Origin of the sequence: Exiguobacterium sp. s75, assembly GCF_018617145.1 — a bacterium.
Classification (GTDB): Bacteria; Bacillota; Bacilli; order Exiguobacteriales; family Exiguobacteriaceae; genus Exiguobacterium; species Exiguobacterium profundum.
This window is the reverse complement of sequence record NZ_JACSJQ010000001.1, coordinates 754,225-775,479: the sequence shown is the minus strand read 5'-3', so window position 1 is coordinate 775,479 and position 21,255 is coordinate 754,225. Positions and strand designations below refer to the sequence as shown.

Sequence of the window (21,255 nt, the reverse complement as noted above, 5' to 3'; positions counted from 1 at the left end):
TTTGAACGTATTAGTGGGAAAGAAGCCTTTCTCTCTGTTTCCAAAAAGAAAGGTTATAAGATACATTCATCTTCAATCGCACGTGTCAGTGCCTTCAGCAGTCCGACCGCATCTTCAAGTGTCAGGAAATAAAAGTTCTCTGTCCCGACTTTCTCCGATGAAACGATGCCCGCTTGTCGAAGTAATTTGAGATGATGTGAGATGGCTGGTCGAGACAACTCAATCTTTTCATCAATCTGATTGACGTTCAAGCGTTCATGTTTAGCGATCTCGACGATGATGCGTTGACGATTGACATCGGCTAAAACTTGGAACAACGGAATCGCATCTTTAAATAAAGATAACGATACTTCGGGTGTAACATCTGTTCGTTTCATATTCATCACTCCGTTTAAAAGTTTAAACGTTTAATCCCACACTAAGAATACTAGGTGATCCGCCTTCTGTCAACGAAGTTGTTCGTACACTTCACGTATAATGCTTGCAATCATGTGTCTCGAGTCATAATCCCGCTTGGAGATTTTGACGAGCGGCGATGGTTCGGGGAAGAGTTGAGCATTGATGTCGTCAATTGTATAGCCTGCTGCAGTTTTCGTTATCACGTCATCGGTCAAACGTTCTAGATAATCGAGCTTTTTGGTCAGTTGCTCCCTTCCCTGTTCGAGACGCCCGGCATGCTGACAGTACACCTCATCAAAATCGAGGGACAGGACCCGTTTGAGCGAACGAATCTGTTCAGGGACCGACTCCTCTGGAATCATCACCTTCGGATACGGATGGACGAACAAATCACCCGAGAACAGTCGACCGTTCTCCTCATCATATAAGACGACATGATTCGGCTCATGACCGGGTGTATGGATCACATGATAAGTATGATGTTCTGACGTGATCTGATTTTCATGATAGGCGATCGGCTGAAACGGTTCCGGGTCTCCTGAGAAACGCGCACGGTAATCGGGGATTTCTAACCCTGTCTGACACATGTCCCTCGCGGACTCTCGTATGTAAATCGGGACACCGTATGACCGTTCAAGCCAGGCTGCCGTTCCGATATGGTCTTCATGGGGGTGCGTGATGCTGACAAGATCGATTGGAACCGACTCATAAAACGGTTGAAGTTCGGGTAGCATCGTGCGTGTTCCCGTATCGATGAGCATCCCGTCGATATAATACACATACATCGACATCTCGAATGGACCGTTCTTTACGTTGGCACAAACAGCCGTCACCGGTCCATAGTTCTTTATTTGCATCATGCGTCCCTCCAATTTTTCACTTTTCTTCATTATATCGAAAAAGAGCAAAGACCTGCAGACATTTCACAGTTCTTTGCTCACCCTTATTTAGAGATTCTCTCCATTCGTCGCAATGACCCGCTTATACCAGTCGAACGAGTCTTTCTTCATCCGCTCCATCGATCCGTTCCCTTCATTGTCACGGTCGACGTAAATCATTCCGTACCGCTTCTTCATTTCTCCTGTCGTAAACGAGACGATGTCGATGATGCCCCAAGGTGTGTAGCCAATCAAGTCGACCCCGTCATAGAGGACGGCTTGCTTCAATTGTTCGATATGGGCCTTCAAGTAATCGATTCGGGCTTTGTCATGAATCTTTCCGTCGACAATCTCATCGACGGCACCGAATCCATTCTCGACGATGAAGAGCGGAATTTGGTACCGGTCATAGAGTCGGTTGAGTACATAACGGAGTCCGACCGGGTCAATCGCCCATCCCCAGTCACTCGACTGGATATACGGGTTCTCGACCCCATTCGGCAGACCACCGTTGACGATATCGCCACTGTTGTCCGCGACAACGTCACTCTTCACGGTCGTCGACATATAGTAACTGAAACCGAGATAATCGACCTTTCCGTTCTGTAGGATTTCTTCGTCCCCTTCAAGGATTGGGATGTTATACCCTTCCCGCTCGAACTCGTTCAAGGCGTAGCTGGGATAGAAGCCGCGTACTTGTACGTCCGGGAAGAAATAGCGTTGACGCATCATCTCTTCGGCGAGCATGACGTCATCTGGGTTTGATGAATACGGATAAATCGGTACGTGAGAGACCATCGCTCCAATCTCGAAGTCAGGATTGATGGTTTTCCCTTTGGCAACGGCGAGAGCGCTCGCAATCAGTTCATGGTGCCCAGTCTGATACATGACTTCGCGGGCGTTCTCCCCTTCTTCTAAAAGGACTCCCGAATTCGTCCATAAGAAGAGTGGATTGTTGACGTCCATCTTGTTGTTGATTTCGTTGAACGTCATCCAGTATTTGACCTTGTCTTTGTAACGGTCAAAGCAGACCTCAGCGAAGCGGACGAAATGCTCGACGACTTCACGATTTCGGAATCCCCCGTATTCACGGGCAAGATGGAGCGGCATCTCAAAATGCGACAGTGTGATGATCGGTTCGATGTCATGTTTGAGTAGCTCATCGAACAAGTCATCATAAAATTGGAGACCCGCCTCGTTCGGTTCTGCATCATCACCATTCGGGAAGATGCGGCTCCATCCGATGGAAGTACGTAAACATTTCAATCCCATCTCAGCAAAGAGGGCCACATCTTCTTTATAACGATGGTAAAAGTCAATCGCCTCATGGTTCGGATAGAACTCATTCGGTTCGACCTTGTCTGTGATCCGGCGAGCGACGCCGTGTGCACCTGCCGTCAAGACATCGACGACACTCGGTCCTTTGCCATCAGCCTCCCAACCACCCTCGAATTGATGAGCGGCAAGCGCGCCTCCCCATAGAAAATCGTTCGGTAATGTCTTCATTGTAAGTCCTCCTTCACATAAATCGTACACGTCAAGTATAATTGTACCGGTACAATTATACAAGGTCGGTATATTGAATTACTTTTGTTTTTTTCATGATATAATAGAACCAGTGACGAAAAAGTGAGGAATGACGATGCTAAAATACCAACAAATCGCAAATGAAATCGAACAATACATCCACGAACAAAACTTAAAACAAGGCGATAAGCTCCCTGTCCTTGAGCAGATGATGAATCAATATGCGGTGAGCAAAAGCACCATCACGAAAGCTTTAGAGCTGCTTGAACGAAAGGGTGTCATTTTTCAACTACGGGGAAGCGGCATTTTCGTCAGACGACATAATCGACCTGGCTATATGAGCCTCTTCTCGACCCAAGGGTTCAAGAGCAATCTCGGAGACCGTATCTTGACATCTGATGTGATTGATGTGTCTTTCGTGAAGCCAGACTCGACCGTTGCAGAGAATCTCGGGATTGCCGTGTCGGACGATGTATATCGGGTCGAACGGGTAAGGTATGTGGATGGAGAGGTGCTCTGTCACGAGGAATCCTATTATGTGAAAGCTATCGTCCCCTATTTGAATCGCGAAATTGTGGCAGACTCTATTTTCGATTATGTCCAAAGCGCGCTCGGCGTCACGATTGGATTTTCTGACATGTATCTACAGGTCGGGCGATTGACGGAAAGTGAAGCGGAACACCTCGGATTGCAAGAGAATGACCCGACACTTCGCATCGAGACGATCTTCCATCTCACGAATGGGAAACCATTTGACTATTCCCGCATCACGTACCACTACGCACATTCACAGTTCGTCATTCAGGCGAACGGGCCCTATATGTAAAGACAACCCCTCATGCGCGCATGAGGGGTTGTTTGTCGAGAGATGAATATCACTTCACGACCGGGAGATTGACCTGTTCGACCCAATCGTCAATGAACCGACGTTGATGTTGATGTAATCGTGGTAGGTCTTCTCTTGAGAAAAATCGATGTTCGTGACTTTCGTCTGTCGATTGAGCGATTTCTCCTGAGAATGAATGGGTGTAAAAGATGACTTGAACACTATAGACGCGATCACCGTTTTCATAATTGGCATATCCCTCATCACCGGAATAGATTCCGAACAGTTTCAAATTATCCACGGAGAGCCCCGTCTCTTCGAGAGTTTCACGGATGGCTGTCTCTTCAAATGATTCCCCAGGCTCCATAACGCCACCGGGGATTCCCCAAACATGATGATCTTTTCGGTGTTGCAACAGAATTTGATTGTCCTGTTCGATGAGGACTCCACATCCTACAGTGATTAATAGATTCGATCCGATTAATTGACGCATATGCTGTATGTAACTCACTACACTACCCCTCTGTATTTAGAATTTAAAAAATCTTGATCTCCCCATTCACATGATCAATGAAATAGTACGTATCGTTAGCATCATGTGCGAGTATGAAATTTCCTAGTATATTTGGATGAAATTCAATAGTGAACGTCTCAAGCGTCTGCTCGTATGTCGGATATGAGAGGGACTGCCACACATTCTTCGCCTTCGGAATCTGAAGCTGAGGCAATAATTCGTCTTCAATCAATCCCTTCCAATCTGGGTTATGCAATATAAAGCGAAACACGTTTTCAAATGGAGCAAACGTCCCACCTAAACCAAACGCCAATTTGATGGGAAACGCACCTCTAACCACATGTTCAAAAAATGTCTCCATTTGGACAATACCAGTTGTCGCGACATGTCTCACTTGGTTTCCTTGAAGCGTCAACCCGTCTTCGGAATAGCTCAGAATCCAATCCCTCTCTCCTCTTAAGACGATGATCTCATTTGAAGAAAGCGTCAATTCCGATTCTAACACCTCACGATTTTTGATGGTTTTGGTCGTCACATGCTCTTCTTCCTGACTTTTAAAAGAGAAGCGACGTTTTCTCGAATCCCTTACAGTCCGCTTACGCTCTATAAGTAATGGAAACTGTTCATTCTCCAAATGGCGAAAGATCAAGTAGGTTGCTTCTCTGTCTCTCAATGCATGACTCGGTATGACCACTAATTCTAGTGGATTATGATGATTGGATAAGTGTTTTGACATCATGTTGCTTTCCGTCTCTTGAGGAACCAATATCCGAATGGCAATATCGCTAACACAGTAAAGCCAATCAATCGGTTGGTATTCGATGTTGGCTTGTTTGACTCTGTCTTATCCGAATGGACTGATGATGAGTCGCCTGCTCCACCTATCATTCCTTCTTCGGCATCCCCTTCAATACTTTCATTCTCTTCAACCAATAATACTTGAAACGCCTCAGTTGAAATCTCATCTCCGCTAATCATCTGTTTTGTATTAGATGTCAACGCCGTCAACATGTCCCCATCATAATCAAACCAAGCCGACGCTTCTGCGTATTTCACGAGATTGCCTTTTACGTCCGTCAACGCTTTCGGAGTTTCTTTGTCAGAACCGAACGTTGAGAACGCATATGTACCCGCTGATTGTTCATATGTTCCGATCACGTTGACCGGTTCATCATCTTGAAAAACGGTCGCCACAAATTCTTTTGTTAGGACGAACGTACATGTTTCTCCCGTTTTGTAACAAGAGGAAGACGGTACGTATGTCTCGAGTAGTGGCCCAAAAGTGATGTTCTCACTGTCCGTCATATGATAATTTGCCGGATCATCTCCCTGAATATGATCCATCACAATGTTATAAAAATATGCATCTGCAAAACGTTCCGCCGAGGATTCAGTCATCTCGGCTGATACGGTCCTCGTGCTTGCAAGCAGTCCGACACAACATATGAGTAAGCCCGTCATTCGTCGCATGTGTTTCTCCCTTCATCACCCTGAAGATTTCAGCAGCATCGCGTGATTGATGTGAATCAATTCGGCGTGAGGCTGTTTGTGACGACTGACATATGACGTGAATCGCGATGATGCGACAAATGCATTTGATTCATGAATCATCGCCAGTCGGACGAGAATGAGCCGTAATTGTTTTCTTCCTTCTCCCAGTGTAACACGGTCGACTTGGTTGTTTTTGTCGAGTCGGTTGATTAACAGCTCCACTTTGCAATCTTCTTTAATCAAATAAGAGACCCAATACGCCGTCTGTTGAATCAAGTCTTCATATTGCGCATGGAGGCCGTTCCCGAGCGGACCGCTCAAATCAAGGGAAATCGTGAACGTGTCGAGATTTTGTCGTTCGAACACTTTTGCCTGTACATGACCGACCTTTGAAGTGGCGACCCAGTCAATCTGTTTAGTCGGTTCCTTCTCATATCGTTTTGCACTCTGAATCATCAACGGATCGTTCAGCGGGGAGTGCTTGACGATACGGTCACCCATCCGAATCATTCGAGATTCGGTGATTGGTGACTTCGTGATGGTAGGTAACACAATCCATGAGGGCATATCCATCTCCTGATCCGTGAAAAAAAGAGTACCTAAATAAAACGGTAACGTGACACGCATCACACACATATGAATCGAAGCAGGTCCACGCTTCACAGCCGAGACGCTCACATGATGTATGTCCTGTTCGATCCTGGTGTCGTATGCCTGTGACCCGTCCTCGAATACCATCCGTTCATTACCCTCTAGTCGAATCAATAGCGGAACACCAAGGGCAATGATTCGCTCATACCCATCAATACGGACGATACATGATGTCTCATCGTCAATGAACAAGAGATCTTCTTTCTGCCGGATAGAAAATGAGACTTCGTTTGAAAGTGTTCGAATGATTCGTTTCCGGATGAACATGACGATTAATAATGCCCCGCATACATAAGCGATGGGCCATACATAAGGCATCCACATGGTGAGAAAACCGAGACTGACATAAGCCGGCCAAAGTTGGTCTTGAAGAATGGACGGTGTACTGATTTCGACCTGTCGCATCGTTACACCTTTTCGACGGGGACAGTTACGGACTCGAGTACGTCCACCAACACTTGTCGCTTCGTCGATTTGATGTCCCCTTCAAGGGTGAGGGTCAATCGGTGCGAGAGGACATGTGGTGCAACGGCTTGAACATCTTCAGGCGTGACAAACTGACGGTCGTTCAAGTACGCATAAGCTTGTGAGGCCTTGACGAGCGCGAGCGTCGCCCGTGGGCTCGCCCCGACTTCGACTAACGGATGTTGCCTCGTCTCGTGGATGAGTGCGAGCAAATACGTGACGACATCTTCATGAATCCGGATATTTTCGACTTCCTCTTGTGCTTCTAAAAAAGCTTCATTCGTCATCAAGGCATGCACTGTCTGTCTCGTCTTTGAAATCGTCTGTAGAATCAAGTTCCGCTCTTCATCTGCCCCAGGATATCCGACTTGAAGGGACATGAGGAAGCGGTCGAGTTGGGCGTCTGGTAGGGCGAACGTTCCTGCCGACTCGATCGGGTTTTGCGTCGCGATGACGAAGAATGGTTTCGGTAGTTGATAGGTGACGCCACCGATAGAAACTTGGCGTTCTTCCATCGCTTCAAGCAAGGCGGATTGCGTTCTCGGAACGGCGCGATTCACTTCATCGATGAGTAAAATATTCGTGAAGATCGGTCCGGTGCGGTTCTCGAACGTCTGGGTCTGCATATTGAAGAAGTCTGAACCGATGATGTCAGAAGGCAGCAGGTCGGCTGTGAATTGAATTCGGGCGAAGTCTGCCTCAAAACTTTTGGCGATGCTTTTCGCAAGTAACGTCTTCCCCGTCCCAGGCACATCCTCTAGCAAGATATGGCCGTTCGCCAGTAGGGCTGTGCAACATAATTTTGTGATTTCCGGTTTACCGAGGTAAATGCGGTCTAATTGGTCCAATACGTGTCGGATGGTCATGAGTTCGACTCCTTTTGTGTGCGTAGTAGGTATTCATCAAGTTGTTGGGTGAACGCTCGCTCACGTTGTGGTGAGATGTTTCCATCATCATAACGTGTCTCTAAATAGATAAGTAGGGATGCATCGAGCTCGATTCGTTTCGCCCAAGTCGACAACGTCTCAGTTGGGCGACGACGTTTATATGGAGGTAACGCTGCTTCGAATTGAATCAACTGCTTTCGGATAGCCGATGCTGGTAATGGATGAACTGTTCGGTTTATCTTCATCGACGCGTTGTCAGAAATCACTAGCGAGTGACCCTCGATAACTAACTCTCCCTCCTCGCTTTGTTTCTTCGAGGGGCGTCGTTTTTTCCAGAGCCACCATCCGAGCAAGATAAGCAGTCCGGTAATCATGTATGGGAGGTAGGAAACGCTGCTCGTCTCTTCTCCTGACGGGTTTCCGTAAGAAGGGGATTGGTCCTCAATTCGCTCTTTCGGTGTCCCCCCTGACTCGTCTTCTGACTCAATCATTGCTCCGTCTGGACCGTTCCCTTCTGGTTCTTCATATGGCGCATCCCCACACCAAAAGTCGACATCCGTCACTTCGAAAATCCCTAAAAATTTTCGTTTGTCATGACAGTCGGTGACCCAACTCGTAATCTCGCTCCCTGAGATATCTAATGATTGGTAGTAACGGTATCCCAGTTGACCGGAATAGGAGATGAGGGCGACCAGTAGTAGGGAGAGTAGAATCCCTGATACAAAAATCGTTTTGGCTTGTTTCATTGGCGATTCCGTATATGTATATTCGATTTCATCTCAAGTGACGGCTCCTCTCATAGTTTAAATCCTTTTTTTGGAAATAGGATTAAATGGATTATACCATGAACTTTTACGGAATATTCAGTTATTTTTAGACAAAAGAAAAATGCCCGTTCATTGAACGAGCATCCACACCTCTCTACCCTCATCCTCTTCGTCATACAACCATTCTTCAAATCCATACACGCGGATGTCCTGGTCACTCCGAATGACCCATTGGTTTATAAACGTTCTTACATATGGGATTGGAATCCATTTTTGGTGGGATGAATCACGCCGCATAAACGATTGTAACACCTCTTCATCTTCAAACACGAGAAGTTCAGAGTTCCAGAGTGTAGGTAAATCTAGCAGCACGACGACTCGCATTCGTTCATCCACACGCAACTCTACTAGTCGTTTCGCTTCATCGAGCAGAATATGGATGAGTGACTGTTTGATTTTGGCATTGTGTTGAGTATCCATTAAAAAAGTTTGTCCGACCGGAATCTTGGCATACCAATACCCATTATGAAACTCCGTTGGAAGATCCTCATGATTTTCTTGTATATTTCGCTGAAGACGACTTAATTTTCGTTTTAGACCACGCACTTTCCGATGTCTCATTTCAGGATCGACTCGACTTGCTTCATATGGTGTCGGTCATGCTCGATGAACTCCCCGATGATTACATGTAACGAGTAGGGGACACCTTGATGCGGATCATGCGAGACACCATTCGCTGTCGTTTTGTAAGTCAGCGCTTCTTCGCTTAAGGAGTCAAGCATCGTGACGAGTGTTCGCCGACTATTGATGGATTCCTTTAGTACGGTCTCACCTGTCAACTTCTCGGCCCTTTTCGTCGCCCGCGCGTTGAACGAGTCAAAGTCAGGGAATATCATCCCTTCGCCGTTCTTCACCGATGGGATGATGACATTCAACAGATGATTGTCCCAATGGGCGATATGTAAGACGATTTGCTTTATGGACCACTTCTCCGAGTCGCTCTGTTTGTTCCAATCAGATTCACTCAGCTTTTCTAACGTCTTGAGCCATTCTGTGTACGATGCGAATTCTTGAATAACTTGCATCCAATCCCCTCCACGTTCGCTTTAAATTACTGCGATTATAGCACGAACGAGTCTTTTTAAATCAAAAAACGGCATCGTTCGAGATGAACGATGCCGTGCGTGTCTCTATAACCAGACTGGTAATGAGAAGAAAACTAAGAACAATACGGTCAAGACACCGACGACCGGACTGAGTGACCGGTAGCCCTTTTTGATCAAGACAATCATCGTGTACGCGATGAACCCGAGTCCGATACCATCGACGATGGAATACGTGAACGGGATCATGATGATGACGAGAATCGCCGGGAAGGCATGTTCCCAGTTATCGAGCGGCAGATGCTTCACGTTCTGGAACATCATCATTCCGATGATGATCAACACCGGAGCGATCGCCGTCACAGGAATGATGGCAAAGAGCGGTAGCAATAAGAGCGATACCACGTACAATCCAGATGTGACGAATGAAGCAATCCCACCTCGTGCACCGACCGATATGCCGGCAGCCACTTCGACCGTCGAGACGGTCGGGCTTGACCCGAACATGGCCCCGGCCATCGTCGACAGACCTTGTGCAATGAGACCTTTCGGCGCATCCTTTTCTTTGTCGATTGCACGTGTCTGATTCTGAATCAAGCTGATATTTTCAATCAACAAGACGAGCGTCAGTACACCCACCGCGACTAAGAAGAGCGGAGAAGCAGATTCTGCGAACGAGATGTTCCCAAATACTGTGCCGAACGATTCGAAGAACGGTGTCAACGCGAAGCTTCCCGTCCAATCGAGTGTTCCCATCACGGCACTGAGTCCGACACCAAAACCGATCGTCCAAAGGAAGCTGCTCGGCCCCATCTTCAAGAACAGTAAGATGGCGACGAAGAGTGACAGGAATGCGACTTGGACGTCACGCTCCCCGAGATCACCGATGTGAAGCAATGCCCCACCCCCACCTGAGACGATCCCTGCCGCCTCGAGCCCGATCAAGATGAGGAAGAGGCCGAGACCGACCGTCAATCCGTCATGAATGATCGGCGGGAACGCGTTCGCCAATTTCCTCGCGACTTTGGTGACCGTCAATAGTACGACGAGTACACCTGAGACGAACGAGACGGCGAGCGCACTTTGCCAGCTCAACCCCATCTGCAGGACGAGCGTGTACGTGAAGAGCGCATTAATCCCCATTCCCGGTAACAAGAGAAGCGGTAGATTGAAGAGTCCCGCAATCAATGTCCCGATGATGCTTGTCAAAATCGCTCCGACGAGCGCCCCCTCGAACGGGAGTCCGGCTTGTGTCAAGATTGCCGCATGTACGGCCGGGATATATGCTGTCGCCAGAAAGTTTAGCACGCCCCCGTACGTTTCTGTTTTCCATTCTGTTTGTTTTGCCATAGGAATCAATCCTTTATTGGCACCCTCACCCACCCGTGTATACACACGAGATTGATTATATCCTGTCAGACATCTAACAAGCAAGAGTGATTCGACTCAATTCCTTCTTTGGACCCATTTATGAGACCGATTCCATCAAAAGATTTATTTTATAAAACAAGAACGTTTGTTCTTATTTTCGGCGCATTTTTGCGAACAAATCTGTTATAATGAAGGGGCAGGTTAACGCAGCAATAGTGGGGTCAGCCGCCAAGTCCACAATGGAGGAAGGCGGTGGTGCGGATGGAACAACTTTGGACCTGGGTTGGGGATTATGTGATGATCCCAATCCTTGCTCCGATCATCGTTCACTTGGTGATTCACCGAACATCCGATCGTGCAACGTCTGAACGCACAAAAAAATGACCCCCTCGGCGCAATGAGATGGGTCACTTTCTGATTCACTAACCATTGTGGCGGCTGGGACCACTCTTAAAGTGGTAGCCTGTAAGCCAGAGGTCGGTGTGTCCAGCACCGGTCTCTTTCTACTTGCATCATACCATACTTTATCCGCGTTTTCAGTAAGAGAAACGTTATTTGACACGAAAATCACAAATAATCTTACCGCTCAGGATCAATCAGCCTGAGCGGTTTTCGTTCATCTCACTGTATCGGGAGAACCAGACGAGCATCGCATCCGCATCTTCTTTCGGGATATCATCGATAGTCTCGACTGATAAGAATCCTCCACGTGTCGAGAACTGCACCGTACAAAGTCCGAATCGACGTTGCAAAATCGATTGCTTCACTTGAATCTGTTCGATCCGTGGTTTGTCCGTCAAGAATGAGCGGACGTTGAATGCACCCGTTCGCAATTGAATGAATTGATCCATGCGGACATATTTTGTGGTAACAAAACTGAGGACGCGCCCCCCGATGATGATGGCCCATAAGAGCAGGAGCCACCAAGCATAATCTCGGAAGAAATATAGTACGAGTCCTGAGATGATGAAGCCGAACCAGCTGATTCGGAGTAGTTTAATTCCTAAGGCACGTCTAGGGAGTCGATGTAGTTCGTCCGACCATGTGAAGTGCGTGAAGTGTTCACGGAGTACTTGCATCGCCCGGTCACGACGGACGAACGGGAGAATCGTCGACGATTCATCTTTCAATTCATCCATCGTCCCTGCTGCGACGAGTTCGACCCCGACGATGTGGAACCAGCGACGAATGAACGTCTCTTTGATGCGAATCGCTTGGATCTTCTCATATGGGATCTCTTTGGCACTTCGGTTCAACAATCCCTTCTCGACGCGAATGCGTTCCCCTCTCCGCTCAAGTCGGAAGTTCCCATACTTTAAGAAGTTGATGACCATGCCGATCACGATCGATAGCATCAACACTCCGATGACAAGAAGACCGATGGCGATGACGGACGCATGGACGACATAATCTTCGACTTGATTAAACGCCCCATCCAAATTGATGAAGTCGTCGATTGACGAGATAACCGTCGAGGCGACCGGGAAGATGGCGAAGACAGAGAGCGACGTGATGGATGCCAATACGATTTCGCGCGTAGATAAGGCGTACAACAGGCGACTTGGTAACGGCTCTGTCTGTTCGGTTGCAACCTTTTCCTCTTCAGTGTCGCCTTCGATTTGTGTATTCTGTTTACGATGACGGACTTGCTCAAGGATTTCTTCAAGTCGTTTGGCTTCGGTTGGGAAGACACCCGCCAACTTGAAAGAGGCATCGTCGCTGTTGGCATTCGTATCGAACGTCAATTCGACGACACCAAGCAACCGATAGAGGAATGGACTGTTCGAATGAACACTTTGAATCTTATAGAGTGGAAGCGATTTTTCTTTTTTCAACCAGTTCCCTTCGATGACATAGACAGTCTTTTCATCGAGGGCATAACGGAAGTTTAACCATCCGAAGAACTTCTGAACAATGTCGAGTAATAGGAAGAGTAAAATCCCGACTCGGATGATGATCCCGAATGTCGAGTCCCAGTCGTTATTGAGCACAAAGAGTAAGATGATTGGAATGGCGAACGACTTGATGACTTCGAGAATACGCAGCACCAAAACGCGACTCGGGAGTCGATGCCATGTTAACGCGGTCTCGGTCATACGACATCCTCCTCTTCAATGCGCGCATAGATGGCAATCTGTTCACGGAGTGTCTTGGCGAACGACTCTTCAATCGCATAGATTTCGTGAGAACCGGCCGCTGTCCCGATGGTGATGGTCTGTAACCCGTATTTACGGAGAAAAGGTCCTTGTTCCGCATGAACATATTGGACCTTTGTCATCGGGATGAGCACATCGTGTGTCGTGATGATCCCATGGTGAATTCGAATCTCAAGTGGCTGAACGTCATACGTGAATCGTTCTTGTTTCCACTTTTGGAACCAGATGAGATCAATCAAACTATAGACGACATCGATGACGAGTAGCACGATCAAACCAATCTGTATCCAAATCGGCCAGTCGAACCAGTAAGCGGCCGCCACGAGAGCTCCTATGACAAGAAGTCCGATGAGATAAAAAATCGCACTTGATAACCGGAAGACGGCACGTGCCTCGATTGGAAGTGTGCCGCTGATTCGTTGTGGTGTGACACCTTCTTCAGGTGTCGGTGTTGTTTCTGACATGGTGAATCCCCCTATCGTTCATATGTTTCTCTCTCTATTGTATACGCTCAAGTCTCAAAAAGGTTTCATATTGAACCTAAACAAGTAACGGGCCGAATATCGGCCCGTTACTTAGTCTTCAAAAAACCATTTCTTACGTGGTTCCACTTTTAGGTTGTCTCCATGTTTCTTCATTTCAGTGACAAGGTAGCGTTCGAGTTCATTCATTGCCTTGACCCAGTCAGTCATCGTCGCCACGAGCGGCACGACGATGAGAATGAGTTCTTCCTCTTCTTCTCTCATCTTCTCAATCATTAACTTCGCAAAGTCAAAGTTCTCATGGATGAGATCCTCTTCCCGGTCGATGAGGTGCTCGTTCTCGAGCTCGTAGGCTGAAAACAGACGCTCATGTCGACGCAACAAGTGACGAATGTGGCGATACAGCTCTTCGCTCAATTGTGGAGGAAGTTGTTCAATCGTATGAAAATCATGATCGAGCTTCTCGATGACATGGAGCGCGGCACGGTTCGTCTCAATCATTTTAGACTTCAGGACAGCTCGACGGAAGATCGGTGTCTTCTTCTCAAGCCAACGATTCGCTTTAATTTCTTCTTCAAAATAGGCATATGTTTGTTTTGAGTCGCTATGCAACTTTTTCGTCTCTGGTAACGAGTCGAATGAGGAGCGGCCGCCTTCCGTCTCCGCGAACAAGCGTGCGATCCGAACAATCATTTGACATGTGTCGGTGATCTGTGCTTCGAGTTTCCGTTCGTAGCGAGGTGGGAACAACAGTGCATTCACAATCAACGCGACCGTAATCCCCATCATAATGAGTAGATAACGTTCGCCCGCAAACACCCACATCGGCATATCCGACTGGCTCGCCCCTTCCATGATGAGAATCGTCGTCAAGATGACGGTCCGTGTCGTCGATTCTAAATTTAAAAAGAGAAGAATGGAAATGGCGATGATGATGACGAATCCGATAACGATTGGTGTCGGATTCGGAGTGAAAAGCAGAAATCCGACGGAGAGTAATGCTCCAATCAGGTTCCCTTTCATTTCCTCAATCAATCGAAGCCCGGTTTGATAGACCGACGGCAGGAGCGCGAGTGACGCAGCGAGCGCCGGGACGACGATTTGTTGGAATTGAAATGCCTCGGCAATCAGCAAGACGATTGCAACCGATAGTCCGGTCTTAAAAGTTCTAGCCCCAAATTTCATGTAGCGGTGCCTTCCTCTCTTACACCTGTCATATGTATTTTTTACCTTCTTCCTCAATTCTAAAACGTACCATATTCTTTTCAAGTGGAAATGAACCATTTTAGGAAGTTTTGTGAACGCTTCCGTGTTATGATGGCGTTGGATATTTCTTTCATCTTGATGGGGAGGGGTTTACTTGTCAACAATTGCTTTATTCGGCGGAAGTGGCCGTACAGGGGAACGGGTGCTTGAGCGTTTATTGAATTACGGACATGACGTCACACTTTTAACAAGACATTCGATGGATTCCAAGGAGGGTGTCAACGAAATCATCGGAGACGCGACGGACCAAGCAGCAGTACTAGAAACGGTTCAATCTGCAGACTTCGTTATCTCGGCATTAGGGACGGACAAACAAAACGTATTGTCTACATTCACACCACTCGTGATCGAAGCGATGAAACAATTTAACATAACACGCATCATCACGGTCGGGACCGCAGGCATCTTGCAGGCGCATGACAGCGACAACTACCGCTTTGAAACGAAAGAATCGAAACGTACGATGACAACCGCAGCCGAAGATCACGCCCGTGCTTATGAGTTATTACGGGATTCAGGCTTAGCCTTCACGGTCATCTGTCCGACTCAACTGATCGATGAGCAATCTACCGGTGAAATCATCGTGTCAAAAGAGGTATTGGGGACGAAACATTCAGGTCCAATTTCGAGAGATGACGTTGCCGATTTGGTGATGGCTTGTTTAACGGACGATGACTATGTCGGACACCGTGTCGGCATCACGACGGAATCATAATTAGGGGATGGGAAACATGCACGAACAACAAGAACAATTGGCACGACTCGCTTTGACGTTTGAACAAGAGGAGATGACGGACGCTGCACGACTCGCCCGTACCGCCCTACAAAAAGTAACAAATGAAGAAGTATGGATTGCCGTCTGTGGTCACTTCTCAGCCGGAAAGTCGACATTGCTCAATGATTGGCTAGAGGAAGGGTTCCTTCCGACAAGTCCGATTCCGACGAGTGCCAACATCGTCACATTACGGGGTGGCGAATCAGCGGCAGCCGTCGCAATCAATGATACGGACTGGATTTCACTAGATTCTTCTTCCCTATCAAACATCAGTGACTATTGCAAAGTCGAGGAAATCAAGGAAGTCGAGTATACGATTGACCGATTCCCATTTGATGAACACGTCGTGTTGATGGATACGCCAGGGATTGACTCAACGGATGAACGTCATCGCCAAGCGACGGAGCGCTCGCTCTTCTTGGCCGATCACTTGTTCTTCATGATGGACTACAACCATGTCCAATCGGAACAAAACATCGGACTGATGAAACAATTTAGCCGGGAAGGACGTCCCTACTCCATCATCATCAACCAAATCGACAAGCATGATGAGCGTGAACTCTCTTTCGTGGAGTTCAAAGCGTCATTGACGAAAGCGTTCCGACATCATGACATCGTCCCAAATGACACATTCTACATTTCACTTCGTGATGGGCAACATCCGCATAACGAAGTGGAGCGCTTGCGGTCATATGTACGTCAAGTCATCGACGAGGCAAAACAGCAACAAGTCGAGCATGCGGATGCATTGATTGATACGTTAGTCCGCCGCAACGAAACATCGATTCAATCGATGTTGGATCAATTGCCAACTTATGAAAAGAGTCCGAAGGAAATGCAGTCACGTCTACATCGCCTTGAAAAGAAACGGGCATGGTGGACCTCATTCCGTCGCGAATTCTTCAAACATCAGGCACCAATCGTCGAAAGTGCGCCGATCATGACTTATGAGTTCCGTGAGTTGTTGCGGTCCTATCTCGAGAGTTGTGCCCCGTCCTTCAAGGTCGGTCTCTTATTCTCAAAAGAGAAGACGAAGCAAGAACGAGCTCGTCGTGAGGAAGTGGCGGTCAAAGAGTTCAACCGTCTGATTGATATGAACTTACGTCCACATCTCGTGAAGTACGCGGAAGACATCATCCGAGATTTGAAACTTCCAGAGACCTTGCTACCGAAAGGCGATGTCCTCCCGATTGCACCGAGCTCACTCATCACCGAACAAGTGAAATCCGGTGCATCCCTAAGTGGTGATACAGTGTTGCAGTTCAGTCGTGACATCGAGACGGCCCTTGCGTCATGGGTGACGAAAGTATCTGAACCTTGGGTCCATTCGACGGATACGTACATGAAAGCGGAAGTCGACATGCGCTTGGAACAATTTACGACTGAAGAGGAAGCGTTGTATGAAGCGCTCGATACGGAAGCGTTACGGATTCGTCTTTCGAACCGTCTGAATGCTATCGGTCAATATGAAGCGTTGCAACTTGATTCAAATCATTTAGATCAGTTGGCCGTTCGAAACTATGTCGATGCAACGTATCTCCCGGAAAAACAGTCGAATGTTGTTGAATCAGAGGTTGCATCGACGTCGATTTTAGATAATCATCATGATCTATTTGATTTCAATTTTTCTTATGAACATACGGTATGTGAAATATTAGAGAATCATCCGTTGTTCCGCTCCCGGGTCTCGACATTACGTAAGAAAATCGAACGTGCGAAGCATGAGCAATATACGTTCGCCATCTTCGGTGCGTTTTCGGCCGGAAAATCATCGACCCTCAATGCCCTTCTCGGTGAGACGGTTCTACCGACCTCACCGAACCCATTGACGGCTTCGATCACAAAAATCGTACCGCCAGATGGTCGGACGAATCGAACGGCGATGATCACCTTCAAATCACGGGATGAACTTGAGGATGAGCTACAAGGTTACGGGACTTCCCTCACCTCGCTCGATGTCGACCACCCGTTCGTCAATGCGGTAAAAGCGGCACCGCTCAATTATCTCGGTCTAACGGAAATCGTCGACTATGACACGTTCTGCGCATTCGTCGCACAAGAAGAGAAAAGCTGTATCGTGAAAGAAATTGAACTCTACCTCGACTCTCCTTGGGCACGGCGTGGCATCGTCTTCGTCGATACGCCAGGTGCCGATTCACAGTTCAATCGTCATAGCGAGGTCCAGTTCGGCTATATGCGTGACGCGGATGCCGTCTTGTTCGTCACGTATTATAATCATGCGTTCACCGAAGCGGACCGGGAGCTCGTCATCCAACTCGGACGGGTCCAGGGGACAGGAGATCACGAGATGTTCTTCCTCGTGAACGCATCTGATCTTGCGAAAGATGACGAGGAGCGGAATGCGGTCACAAGCTATGTCTCACAACAGTTGACCGCGCTCGGTGTCCGCAGACCAAGCGTTCTCCCCATTTCAAGCCGAAACGCCATGCAGGGCGATGATGCTGGGTTTGACCGGTTCGTCTCGACACTTGAACGCTATGTCGACAAAGACCTTCGCCTCGCGAACGCGATGCGTATACAGGAAGAAACGACGGCGCTACTCGCTACATTTGATCGTGTTTTGAACGAAGCGAAAGAAGACGCGTCGGCGAAAGAACATCGTCGCCAGCAATTGATTGCTTTACTCGAGAACCCACCGGCACTCGATGTGTCAGCACTCATCGATTTATTTGACCGGGAAGCGAAAGAACTCCTCGCCCACCTCGAGACGCGATCACTTCTCCGACTCTCGGACTTCGTCAAGGAGACGTTCCATCCGGTCGAGGTCGATGGATCGAGAAAGAGCTTGGAGCGCGCCCTCGGACGTACACTCGACAAATACGCCTACGATATCCAGCAAGAGCTCCAAGTGTTCCAGTATCGGTTGGAGCGATATGTTAAACGCGAATTCGTAGCCTTGGTCGAACGGTTGACCGAGCGTCATGCGTCGCTCCTTCCGACGCTTGAATTTGACCATGACCTCGACGTGGCATGGTTACGAGAGGCTGTCGAACCGATTCATCTCGAGACATCACCTTATCAGTCGGTATTGAAGCGCTATAAGAATGCGAGTCAATTTTTCGAGGGAGACGGACGGACACAACTGAAAGATGAGTTGAACTCACTGCTTCGCGATATGATTCGGTCGCGTCTTGAAACGATTCACTCGAACCAAGTCGAGCGGGCCAACGAAGAAATCAAGAAATCCGAAATCGAGATTGAACGAGAATGGTCGACTCAAGTGACGGAAATCGCCGATGCAGAGCTCAGCATGTTGACGGACAACCATTCCTTTGATGAGATGCATGAACGTCTCGAGTCTCTCAGAAAGGAAACGGTATGAACACATTACTGCTCATCGGACTCATTCCCGCTGTCGTTATGACGATTGTCTTGGGACTCTTCCTGAGATATCTCTATTTGAACAAAGAATAACGGGAACGGTCCTTGATGTTCACATGACATCAAGGACCGTTTTGTACTTATTTGTCCGCCGGATAGACCACGCCAAGCTGTGTTCGAACGTTCGTCATCACATCAGCAAGACGAACCATGTCTGTTGCTGAATGCGCAACTGTCTCTAAATTCCTAGCTTCGATTGCTCGCACAAACGTTTCGATCTCATAGGACATCGGAGCATTCTGTGATTCTGATACGATTTCTGACGTGCCATCTCGCAACTCTAGACGGACTTCATCGCACGTCGCGATATCATTGATGACGATACGCCCTTTTTCTCCGATGATCTCAGAAGGCGTCGATGTCGCATGGATCTTTGAGTGCATGACAATCACATCAAGGTCATCATAGGAGAGAATGACCGTTCCGCTCCCGTCCACTCCCGATTCTAACGTAACCCCGCTCGCCTGGACTTCATTCGGCTGACCGAACAGTTTTAAGGCAGGTCCGAGGAGATAGACACCGAGGTCCATCAACGAGCCGTTCGAAAACTCAGGATTGAACGTGTTTGGATTTTCCCCGTTCTTGTACAGGTCGTATCGTGAAGAATACTGTGATTTATTGAAAACGGCCCGACGCACCGGAGCAATTCGCTCCATCGCCTGTTGAACCCGTTCAAGGTTCGGCATGAACAGATTTCGTAGTGCTTCAAGTAAGACGACCTCGTTCTCCTTCGCGACTTCAATCATACGAGTGACTTCCTGGACGTTCGAGGCGAGCGGTTTTTCACAGAGGACGTGTTTGCCATGCTGCATGAATAAGATGCTCTGTTCGGCGTGAAGTGAGTTCGGGCTCGCAATATAGATGGCATCGATGACATCACTCTGAGCCATTTCTTCAAGTGACGTGAACGTATGTAAGATGGAGTGATTTTCTGCGTATTCTTTAACACGTGATTCCGTGCGCGAGTAGAGTGCTGTCACTTCTACGTCATCCAACTGATTGATTGTGTCAATAAACCAGTCTGTGATGAAATTTGTACCAATGATGCCGAAACGAATCATGTGAATTCCTCATTTCTGTTCTTTCAGTTTTTTGATGAGTAAAATTTCATCCAATAATGGAATCTTATCATATCCGACATGTGGGATTGTCGCTTTCAGTTTTCTTGCCCGCGTCACCGCATCATGAATGATTCGTTCTAGACGATAGCCACGACGTTGATAAAAGCCAAGCGCTCTCAAATTATCATTGGTTGTGATGACGATTAATTGCTTAACTCCGTGCTGCATACCAATTTCTTCAACAGCATGGAGTAAGTGAGAGCCGATCCCACTATTCTCTATCAGACTATCAAGAGATATGATTTCTACTTCTTCATCCCGAATAACATACGTAACAAGACCGTGAATTTGATTAGTTTTCATGTAGACAAATCCTTCGAGCTCTGCACAATCGTATGTTCCCGAAGAAACGACCATTTGAGTTGAACCCCAATGTTTAACAAAAAAATAGCGGATATCTTCTTGCATACAAGTATTGATTGGTACAATCATTTAGTTCATCCCTGTCTATATATGATTAAAAATACGGTATTCGAAATATATTTCAAGCTAATATACTCTCTTATTATTTGGTTTCATTCTGAAAGACTTCGGCACGTCTCCTCTCCTTAATCGGCCAACGATAAGTCTTTTCCTCATTTCCGACATAGGCTACACCGTTTTCAATAGTCAACGAGGAACAGTCAAGGAGATGACGTGGCATCGGATAAGAGTCAATCCGTCCGTCCACTTGGACATGAACGAGACGACCGTCGATTGAAGAGATGACCCACACCCCCTTCTCTGATGCACACATCACGTCACAATCATGAAGGACCGGGGCCTTTCTGACTTCTTGATTATAGTGAAAACGTACGGTTCCCTCTGTTGAGAAGCAGACGAGTGCCTCGGTCGAGATCCCTTCTCCAAAGATACCCTCGTCCCCATACCCGATCCAGATTCCCGTTTCATTTATAACGACTACTGCAATCGCGTTACCTGCGTGAAATGAATGTTTGATGTCTCCGTCTGCATCTAACACCCACGCATTGATCGGTTCTCCTTCTAACGTAAACGCCCAAATGAACAAGTGATTCTCGTCAATGATTCGAATACCTGCCACATATTCATGCCGTTTGAAGTCCATAATCAACCCATTCCAATGGATGTAGAATTGATGATCGGTCTTGACCAAACGAGCGGAACCCATCGGCTTCCGCGTATCGGAATCAACCACCTCTATTTCATCGTTCAT

Annotated in this window: 21 protein-coding genes; 3 read left to right on the top strand and 18 right to left on the bottom strand. The window is 47.5% G+C overall.

What is annotated here, in order from left to right; translation table 11 throughout:
• Window positions 1-53: 53 nt before the first annotated feature.
• The 3 genes from KNO68_RS03995 to bglA all read right to left on the bottom strand — a co-directional run bounded on the left by KNO68_RS03995 (window position 54) and on the right by bglA (window position 2,783).
• Entirely contained in the window at window positions 54-377 is a 324-nt protein-coding gene (locus tag KNO68_RS03995) for an ArsR/SmtB family transcription factor (protein ID WP_215112097.1), read from the bottom strand.
• Between the two features lie 69 nt (window positions 378-446).
• Window positions 447-1,259, bottom strand: coding sequence for an MBL fold metallo-hydrolase (locus KNO68_RS03990; RefSeq protein WP_215112096.1), 813 nt, complete (start codon window positions 1,257-1,259; stop codon window positions 447-449).
• An 87-nt stretch (window positions 1,260-1,346) separates the two neighbouring features.
• Complete coding sequence (bglA, locus tag KNO68_RS03985) at window positions 1,347-2,783, bottom strand: 6-phospho-beta-glucosidase (RefSeq protein ID WP_215112095.1); 1,437 nt, start codon at window positions 2,781-2,783, stop codon at window positions 1,347-1,349.
• Window positions 2,784-2,919: 136 nt separating this feature from the next.
• Here bglA and KNO68_RS03980 point away from each other — a divergent pair, with 136 nt between their 5' ends.
• Window positions 2,920-3,630: a GntR family transcriptional regulator gene (locus KNO68_RS03980; protein WP_215112094.1), complete on the top strand. Its 711-nt coding sequence runs from the start codon at window positions 2,920-2,922 to the stop codon at window positions 3,628-3,630.
• Between the two features lie 49 nt (window positions 3,631-3,679).
• Here the strand turns inward: KNO68_RS03980 and KNO68_RS03975 are convergent, their stop codons facing one another.
• From KNO68_RS03975 to KNO68_RS03920, 12 genes are all read right to left on the bottom strand, one after another.
• The gene (locus tag KNO68_RS03975; protein ID WP_215112093.1) at window positions 3,680-4,141 is read right to left on the bottom strand and encodes an NUDIX hydrolase; all 462 of its coding nucleotides are present in this window, start codon (window positions 4,139-4,141) and stop codon (window positions 3,680-3,682) included.
• A 25-nt stretch (window positions 4,142-4,166) separates the two neighbouring features.
• A complete protein-coding gene (locus KNO68_RS03970) occupies window positions 4,167-4,679 on the bottom strand; it encodes a hypothetical protein (protein ID WP_215112092.1) in 513 nt (170 codons plus the stop codon).
• A 200-nt stretch (window positions 4,680-4,879) separates the two neighbouring features.
• Window positions 4,880-5,614, bottom strand: coding sequence for a hypothetical protein (locus tag KNO68_RS03965; protein WP_214731479.1), 735 nt, complete (start codon window positions 5,612-5,614; stop codon window positions 4,880-4,882).
• 15 nt (window positions 5,615-5,629) lie between these two features.
• Window positions 5,630-6,691, bottom strand: coding sequence for a DUF58 domain-containing protein (locus KNO68_RS03960; protein ID WP_215112091.1), 1,062 nt, complete (start codon window positions 6,689-6,691; stop codon window positions 5,630-5,632).
• Between the two features lie 2 nt (window positions 6,692-6,693).
• On the bottom strand, window positions 6,694-7,617 hold the full coding sequence (locus KNO68_RS03955) for an AAA family ATPase (RefSeq protein WP_214688729.1): 924 nt from the start codon (window positions 7,615-7,617) through the stop codon (window positions 6,694-6,696).
• Window positions 7,614-8,384 carry a hypothetical protein gene (locus KNO68_RS03950; protein ID WP_215112090.1) on the bottom strand — a complete coding sequence of 257 codons (771 nt, stop codon included), beginning with the start codon at window positions 8,382-8,384 and terminating at the stop codon, window positions 7,614-7,616. Before KNO68_RS03950 ends, KNO68_RS03955 begins: the two co-directional genes overlap by 4 nt.
• Before the next feature lie 150 nt (window positions 8,385-8,534).
• Complete coding sequence (locus tag KNO68_RS03945) at window positions 8,535-9,026, bottom strand: DUF3916 domain-containing protein (RefSeq protein ID WP_215112089.1); 492 nt, start codon at window positions 9,024-9,026, stop codon at window positions 8,535-8,537.
• Window positions 9,023-9,490: a DinB family protein gene (locus KNO68_RS03940; RefSeq protein ID WP_215112088.1), complete on the bottom strand. Its 468-nt coding sequence runs from the start codon at window positions 9,488-9,490 to the stop codon at window positions 9,023-9,025. The genes KNO68_RS03945 and KNO68_RS03940 overlap by 4 nt, the downstream gene beginning before the upstream one ends.
• A 105-nt stretch (window positions 9,491-9,595) precedes the next feature.
• Window positions 9,596-10,858 carry an NCS2 family permease gene (locus KNO68_RS03935; RefSeq protein ID WP_215112087.1) on the bottom strand — a complete coding sequence of 421 codons (1,263 nt, stop codon included), beginning with the start codon at window positions 10,856-10,858 and terminating at the stop codon, window positions 9,596-9,598.
• A gap of 617 nt (window positions 10,859-11,475) precedes the next feature.
• Entirely contained in the window at window positions 11,476-12,975 is a 1,500-nt protein-coding gene (locus KNO68_RS03930) for a PH domain-containing protein (RefSeq protein ID WP_215112086.1), read from the bottom strand.
• Complete coding sequence (locus KNO68_RS03925; protein ID WP_215112085.1) at window positions 12,972-13,499, bottom strand: PH domain-containing protein; 528 nt, start codon at window positions 13,497-13,499, stop codon at window positions 12,972-12,974. The genes KNO68_RS03930 and KNO68_RS03925 overlap by 4 nt, the downstream gene beginning before the upstream one ends.
• Window positions 13,500-13,610: 111 nt before the next feature.
• A complete protein-coding gene (locus tag KNO68_RS03920) occupies window positions 13,611-14,702 on the bottom strand; it encodes an FUSC family protein (RefSeq protein WP_215112084.1) in 1,092 nt (363 codons plus the stop codon).
• A 175-nt stretch (window positions 14,703-14,877) separates the two neighbouring features.
• On the opposite strand from KNO68_RS03920, the gene KNO68_RS03915 reads away from it, so the two are divergent.
• The gene (locus tag KNO68_RS03915; RefSeq protein ID WP_215112083.1) at window positions 14,878-15,498 is read left to right on the top strand and encodes an NAD(P)-dependent oxidoreductase; all 621 of its coding nucleotides are present in this window, start codon (window positions 14,878-14,880) and stop codon (window positions 15,496-15,498) included.
• 16 nt (window positions 15,499-15,514) lie between these two features.
• Entirely contained in the window at window positions 15,515-18,901 is a 3,387-nt protein-coding gene (locus KNO68_RS03910) for a dynamin family protein (RefSeq protein WP_215112082.1), read from the top strand.
• A 139-nt stretch (window positions 18,902-19,040) separates the two neighbouring features.
• Here the strand turns inward: KNO68_RS03910 and KNO68_RS03905 are convergent, their stop codons facing one another.
• From KNO68_RS03905 to KNO68_RS03895, 3 genes are all read right to left on the bottom strand, one after another.
• Window positions 19,041-20,021: a Gfo/Idh/MocA family protein gene (locus KNO68_RS03905; RefSeq protein WP_215112081.1), complete on the bottom strand. Its 981-nt coding sequence runs from the start codon at window positions 20,019-20,021 to the stop codon at window positions 19,041-19,043.
• Window positions 20,022-20,030: 9 nt separating this feature from the next.
• Window positions 20,031-20,513: a GNAT family N-acetyltransferase gene (locus tag KNO68_RS03900; protein WP_214684315.1), complete on the bottom strand. Its 483-nt coding sequence runs from the start codon at window positions 20,511-20,513 to the stop codon at window positions 20,031-20,033.
• A gap of 73 nt (window positions 20,514-20,586) precedes the next feature.
• Window positions 20,587-21,255: a hypothetical protein gene (locus KNO68_RS03895; RefSeq protein ID WP_215112080.1), complete on the bottom strand. Its 669-nt coding sequence runs from the start codon at window positions 21,253-21,255 to the stop codon at window positions 20,587-20,589.